Source organism: Micromonospora echinospora (assembly GCF_900091495.1).
Lineage (GTDB): Bacteria > Actinomycetota > Actinomycetes > Mycobacteriales > Micromonosporaceae > Micromonospora > Micromonospora echinospora.
This window is the reverse complement of the sequence record NZ_LT607413.1, coordinates 6,815,269-6,821,767: the sequence shown is the minus strand read 5'-3', so window position 1 is coordinate 6,821,767 and position 6,499 is coordinate 6,815,269. Positions and strand designations below refer to the sequence as shown.

Below are 6,499 nucleotides of genomic sequence, written 5' to 3'. Positions count from 1 at the left end.
AGGACCGGTGCCGTACATCGTCGCCACCGAGACCAGCCTGCCCACCTACTACTACGATCAGCAGACCCTCGCCACGACGCTGCGGAAGTACTGCCAGGCGATCGGGCTCGACATCGACCTGGACATCATCGACAGTCTCTTCCACAACACCCAGATCGACGGTCGCTACTTCGCGATGCCGCTGGACACCTTCTTCGACCCGCCGCCGTTCAGCACCGTCGCCGCCCGCTGCGTCGAGGAGGCCGCGGACCTCTGCGAGAAGACCGTCCGCAAGCTGCTGGCCACCGCCGGCATCGCCTCGACCGAGATCCACCAGTTCACCTCCATGCTCAGCACGGTGGTGTCGGTGCCCACCGTGGACGCGATCCTGATCAACCGGATCGAGTTCGCGCCCACCATGAAGCGGGTCCCGATCAACGGCCTGGGCTGCATGGCCGGCGTGGCCGGGCTGAGCCGGGTGGCCGACTACCTCAAGGGCCACCCGACCGAGGCGGTCATCCTGCTCACCTGCGAGCTGGGCGGCACCGCGTTCTGGCAGGGCGGGGTGCAGGGCTACCTCCAGGAGGCGCTGGACCGCGACCTGACCGAGAGCTCCTTCTACACCGACCTGGTGTCGCAGATCGTCACGGTCGCCCTGTTCGGCGACGGCGTGGCGGCGACCCTGATGGTCGGCGACGAGCACCCGCTGGCGAAGCCGGGGCTGCCCCGGGTGGTGGACACCCGCTCCGGCTTCCTGCCGGACACCCTGCACGTCGCCGGGGTGGACGTGCTGGACAACGGGTTCCGCAACCGGCTGAGCGTGGACGTGCCCGGCCTGGCGAAGACCGGTCTCCGGCCGGTGCTCGACCCGCTGCTGGCCGACCACGACCTCACCGTCGACCAGATCGGGCACTGGCTGATCCACCCCGGCGGCCCGAAGGTGCTGACCGCGACGGCGGAGGAGTTCGGCCTGACCGCCGAGAACCTCAAGCTCAGCCAGCACGTCCTGCGCACCGTCGGCAACGTGTCCGGGCCGACCGTGCTCTACATGATGGACGAGACCTTCTCGTCGTACGACCTGGAGCCCGGCACCTACGGGCTGGTCGTCGGGATGGGGCCGGGCTTCTCGCAAGAGGCGGTCCTGCTCCAGTGGTGACCGCGAACCCGTCCGCACCGCGCCTGGCTCCCGGGCCGCGCGGCACGTTCCTGCTCGGCAGCCTGCTCGACCTACGGCGTGACCTGATCGGCTTCCTCGGTCAGGTCAGCGCCGAGTACGGCGACATCGTGCGGTTCACCGTCGCCGGGTTCACCGTGCACCTGATCACCCACCCCGACCACCTGCGCCACGTGTTGCAGGTGAACAGCAAGAACTACGACAAGCAGTCGCACGAGTACCGGCCCCTGAAGCTTGCCTTCGGTGCGGGGCTCTTCACCAACGACGGCGACTCGTGGCTGCGGCAGCGGCGGTTGATGCAGCCGGCCTTCCACCGGCAGCGGATCCTCAAGCTCGGCGAGTTCATCGTCGCCGACGTGGTGGAGCGGATCGCCCGGTGGGAGTCGTACGCGGAGCGCGGCGAGTCCCTGGACGTCGCCGCGGAGATGGTCAACCTGTCCATGAACGTGGCTACGAAGTCGCTGTTCAGCACGGGACTGCGCGGGGACGGCGAGGTGACGGCGATCGCCCGCAGCCTGGACACGGTGATCAACTACTGCCTCTACCGGACGATGGTGCCCTTCGCGCCGCCGCCGAAGGTGCCCACCCGGCGCAACCGGGAGTTCACCACGGCCATGGCCGAACTGGACGGCATCATCTACCGGATCATGGGGGAGCGCCGCGCGCAGGACGAGCAGCCGTACGACCTGCTGTCGATGCTGTTGGAGGCGCGGGACGAGGACACCGGCGAGGGCATGTCGGACCGGCAGGTACGCGACGAGATCGCCACCCTGCTGCTCGGCGGCTACGAGACGACCTCCAACCAGCTCAGCTGGGCCTGGTACGAGCTGTCCCGCAACCCGGAGATCGAGGCGAGGCTGCACGAGGAACTCGACCGGGTGCTCGGCGACCGGCTGCCCACCGTGGCGGACGTGCCGCAGCTCGAGTACACCAACCGGGTGCTGGAGGAGACGCTGCGGCTCTACCCGGTGCCCTGGTTGGAGCGGCGGGCGGCCGGCGCGGACACCCTCGGCGGGTACCACGTCAAGGCCGGTTCGCTGATCTACATCAGCCCGTATCTGACCCACCGGCACCCCGACTTCTGGGAGGACCCGGAGCGGTTCGACCCCGACCGGTTCACCCCGGAGCGGTCGGCCGACCGGCCCCGGTTCGCGTACTTCCCGTTCGGCGGTGGCCCCCGGTTGTGCATCGGCAACCGGCTCGCCCAACTGGAGGCGCAGCTCACCCTGGCGACGATCGCTCAGCGGTACCGGCTGCGCATGGTGCCGGGGCACCCGGTCGAACCCAAGATGCAGGTCACCACCAGCCCTCGGTACGGGCTGCGGATGACCCTCGAACCACGCCGCCCGTCGGCCTGACGGCGGCACGAGGAGATGTCCCCTATGCACGACAACCGGTTGAACAGACTCGGCGGCACCTGCGCGATCCTGGTGGGTGTCTCCTACGTCGTGGTCACCACCTTCTTCGTGCTCGACCCGACGCAGCTCATCCACGACGACAAACACCGGCTCTGGACGGAGCTGGCCGAGAACGGCACCCCCCGGATCCTCTACTACTGGGGGTACGCCCTCGGCGCGGTCTTCGCGTTCGGGGCGATCCCGGCCATCGCCGACCTGGTCCGCGACAAGCACGAAGGGTGGGTGCGCTGGACCACCGGTCTGGCGTACCTCTCCTTCGGGGTGACCGCGGTCGAGACGTTCCGCCTGGTCACCGCGACCCCGCTCTGGACGGCCGACTACGCCGGCGGGGACGAGACGGTGCGGACCGCGATCGTCACCACCGACCTGCTGCTGCGGCTGGACCCGGCGACCTGGCTGCGGTTCGGCGCGCTCGGCCCGTTCTTCCTGGTGGTGAACATCCTCGCGCTGCGGCACGGCCTGCTGAGTCGGCCGCTGACCTACGTGGGCATCGCGCTGGGCGTGCTGACCAGCACGGCGGCGCTCGGGGTGGCCTTCGGGATCGGCCCGATGGTGCTGGTCTCGGCGATCCTCGGCGGGGCCCTGGCCGCGCCGATCTGGTTCGTCTGGATCGGGGTGACGCTGCGCCGGGGCGTACCCGGGGCGGGTGCGGTGGAGCCGGCGCGGGCCGGCGGGGGCGTGAAGGAGACGAGCAATGGCTGACCGTCACCCACCGGGGCCGAAGGGCGTTCCGGTGCTCGGCAACCTGCCCGGCCTCGGCCGGGGCATGGTGGAGTTCATGACCGAGACGGCGACGCACGGCGACATCGCGTCGTTCACCATCGGGCCGACCCGCAACTACCTGCTGAGTAGTCCGGAGCACATCCACGACGTGCTGGTGCTGCGCCGGGACAAGTTCACCAAGGACCCGCACGACCTGCGGACGCTGGGCCGCTGGATGGGTCGGGGCCTGCTCACCAGCGAGGGCGCGCACCACCGCCGGCAGCGCAAGCTGGTGCAGCCGGCGTTCCGCCACCGGCGGATGACCGGGTACGGCGAGATCGCGGTGGACAGCTCGCTGCGCCAGATCGAGGGCTGGCGGTCGGGCGAGGTGCACGACATGCACCACGAGATGATGAAGCTGACGCTGAACGTGGTGTCCCGGGCGATGTTCGGCAGCGGGGTCTCCGACGACGAGGCGCTGAAGGTCCAGCGGGCGGTCGCCGGCCTCCAGGACGTCGCCATCAACATCAGCAAGTTCGGCATGCTGGTGTCGCCGTGGCTGCTGCTGCCGCTGCACCAGCTCCTCAAGCGCGGCACCCGGGTGCTCGACCGGGCGGTCATGCGGATCATCGCCGAGCGGCGGGCCAGCGGTGCGGAGGACCAGGGTGACCTGTTGTCGATGTTCCTGACCGCCCAGGACGAGGACGACGGCAGCGGCATGACCGACCAGCAGGTCCGCGACGAGACGGTGACCATCTTCGTCGCGGGTCAGGAGACCACCGCCAACGGGCTGACCTGGGCCTGGTACCTGCTATCCCAGCACCCGGAGGTGGCCGAGAAGCTCGGCGCGGAGCTGGACGAGGTGCTGGGGGACCGGCCCCCGACGGCGGAGGACCTGCCCCGGCTGCGGTACACCGGGATGGTCTTCAAGGAGGCGCTGCGCTTCTGCCCGCCCGCCTGGACGCTGAACAAGCGCACCCCGGTGGAGGACGTCGAGCTGGGTGGTTATCGGATCCGCCGGGGCAGCGGGATCTTCATCATGCCGTACGTGATGCACCACCTGGAGCGGTACTTCCCGGACCCGGAGCGGTTCGACCCGGAGCGGTTCGCCCCCGAGCGGGAGGCGCAGATCCCCCGGTACGCGTTCATGCCGTTCGGCGGCGGGGAGCGGATGTGTGTCGGGGCCGGCTTCGCCGAGATGGAGGCGAAGCTGATCCTGGCCACTCTCGCCCAGCGGTTCCGGTTCACCCTCGAACCGGACCAGAAGGTGGCGCTGAAGCCACTGGTCACCCTCGCGCCGAAGCACGGCATGCGGATGCGGGTGGCCGCCCGGTCGGGCTGACCGCGAACCCCCGGCAAGGGCCGATCCACCACCGGTGGGTCGGCCCTTGTGCTGTCCGCGCCCGTCCTCGACGGGAGGGACGGCGGGCCGTCCCGGCTGTACGCGCTCGTCCGGTCCGTCCCGCTCTGCCGGCGTGGCATCCCGGCCGGAAGGAGGCTGGCCAGCGAAAATCGCTTCGTCAACCGTTGACCGTGCAGGTAACGCGGTGTTAACTGTCAACAGTTTCCAGGAGGTTTCCGGTGTTGAACGTCAGGCCCATCCGGGTGGAGTCGCTCGGCGAGAAGCTCGCCGGCGAGCTGCGTCGCCGCATCATCGTGGGCGACGTCCCGGCCGGCACCCGGCTCGTGGAAGAGGAACTGGCAGAGTCGTTCCGGGTCAGTCGTGGCCCGGTCCGGGACGCCATCAGGATCCTTCGCGCCGAAGGGCTGGTCACCGGGACCGGTCGCAACGTGGTGACGCTCTCGCTCAGCGTGGCGGACATCGACGAGCTGATGGCCCTGCGGGAGTCCTTCGAGCTGCTCGCCCTCGAACGTGCCATGGACACCAACCGGGACGACCTCACCAGCCGGCTGGCCGCCGCCCTGGTCGAGATGGACGCGGCGGCGGACGCCCGGGACGCCACCGCGTTCACCACCGCCGACATCCGCTTCCACAGTTCCTTCTTCGAGGCCGCCGGCCTGACCCGGCTCGACGTCCTCTGGAACCAGTTCCGCCCCACCATCGAGGGCCTGCTGCACGCCTCCGGCAAGCGCATGGACGACCTCGCCCCGTCGGCGAGGGAGCACCACGACCTTTCGGCGCTCATCGCCGCCGGCAAGGTCGCCGACGTCAAGAACGAACTGCACCGACACCTGCGGAAGACCCGCGCGCGGCTCCAGGCCGCGGTTTCCCCACCCCCGTCCCAGAGGAAATCAGACCTATGAAGTCACGGATGTTCCGGATCGCCACCATGGCGGTCGTCGGCACACTCGCGCTCGGCGCGTGCGCCAACCGCGGCGGCACCGAGGAGGCGTCGTCGGAGAACTACCCCGAGAAGAGCCTGACCATGGTGGTCCACGCGGGGGCGGGCGGTGGTTCCGACCTCACCGCCCGTACCCTCGCCAAGGAGTTGGAGGCCGACCTCGGTCAGTCCATCGTCGTGGAGAACCGCACCGGCGGCGGTGGCCGGGTCGGCCTGACCTACCTCAAGGACCGCCCGGCCGACGGCTACTCCATCGGTTTCGTGCCGGTCGAGGTGGCGATGCTCGGCCACCAGGGCGCGGACATCAAGCCCGACCAGTACACCCTCCTCGGCCAGGTGATGAACGCCCCGGCGACGCTGTCGGTGCCGGCGAACAGCCCGTACCAGACGCTTCAGCAGCTCCTGGACGCCGCCAAGGCCAAGCCGGGCACCATCACCGTCGCCAACTCCGGCGCGGGCGCGATCTGGGAGGCCGCCACCCTCGCCCTCGGCGAGGCGGCCGGCGTGACCTTCAAGCCCGTCCCGTACGACGGCGGTGCCCCGGCTGTCGCGGCCGGTGTCTCCGGTGAGGTCCAGGCGGTCATGGCCGGTGTCAGCGAGTCCGCCACCGCCGCCAAGGACGGCCGGATGCGGGTCCTCGCGGTGCTCGCCCCCGAGCGGGTCAGCTCGCTGCCCGACGCGCCGACCGCCAAGGAACTCGGCCACGACATCGTCATCGGTGGTTGGGGCCTGATCGGTGCTCCGGCGGGCCTGCCCGCCGAGGTCAAGGAGAAGCTTGCCGCCGCCGTGCAGAAGGCCGCCTCGACGACCACGTTCAAGGACGTCATGACCAAGGCCGGCAACACCCCGATGGCCACCTCGCCCGACGAGGCGACCACCTTCGCCCAGTCCGAGTACGACCGGTTCGGCGAGATCTACTAGTC

The 6,499-nt window shown here is 70.0% G+C and carries 6 protein-coding genes; all 6 read left to right on the top strand.

Annotated features, from left to right (window positions below):
- Window positions 1–7 precede the first annotated feature (7 nt).
- The 6 genes from GA0070618_RS29145 (at window position 8) to GA0070618_RS29120 (ending at window position 6,497) form a co-directional block, all read left to right on the top strand.
- Window positions 8–1,135 carry a type III polyketide synthase gene (locus GA0070618_RS29145; RefSeq protein ID WP_088984492.1) on the top strand — a complete coding sequence of 376 codons (1,128 nt, stop codon included), beginning with the start codon at window positions 8–10 and terminating at the stop codon, window positions 1,133–1,135.
- On the top strand, window positions 1,132–2,511 hold the full coding sequence (locus GA0070618_RS29140) for a cytochrome P450 (protein WP_157749036.1): 1,380 nt from the start codon (window positions 1,132–1,134) through the stop codon (window positions 2,509–2,511). Before GA0070618_RS29145 ends, GA0070618_RS29140 begins: the two co-directional genes overlap by 4 nt.
- A gap of 24 nt (window positions 2,512–2,535) precedes the next feature.
- Window positions 2,536–3,273, top strand: a complete 738-nt coding sequence (locus GA0070618_RS29135) for a DUF4386 family protein (protein WP_157749035.1) — start codon at window positions 2,536–2,538, stop codon at window positions 3,271–3,273.
- Complete coding sequence (locus GA0070618_RS29130) at window positions 3,266–4,615, top strand: cytochrome P450 (protein ID WP_088984489.1); 1,350 nt, start codon at window positions 3,266–3,268, stop codon at window positions 4,613–4,615. The genes GA0070618_RS29135 and GA0070618_RS29130 overlap by 8 nt, the downstream gene beginning before the upstream one ends.
- A gap of 239 nt (window positions 4,616–4,854) precedes the next feature.
- Window positions 4,855–5,538, top strand: a complete 684-nt coding sequence (locus tag GA0070618_RS29125) for a GntR family transcriptional regulator (protein ID WP_088984488.1) — start codon at window positions 4,855–4,857, stop codon at window positions 5,536–5,538.
- Complete coding sequence (locus GA0070618_RS29120; protein WP_088984487.1) at window positions 5,535–6,497, top strand: tripartite tricarboxylate transporter substrate binding protein; 963 nt, start codon at window positions 5,535–5,537, stop codon at window positions 6,495–6,497. Before GA0070618_RS29125 ends, GA0070618_RS29120 begins: the two co-directional genes overlap by 4 nt.
- Window positions 6,498–6,499: the final 2 nt, after the last annotated feature.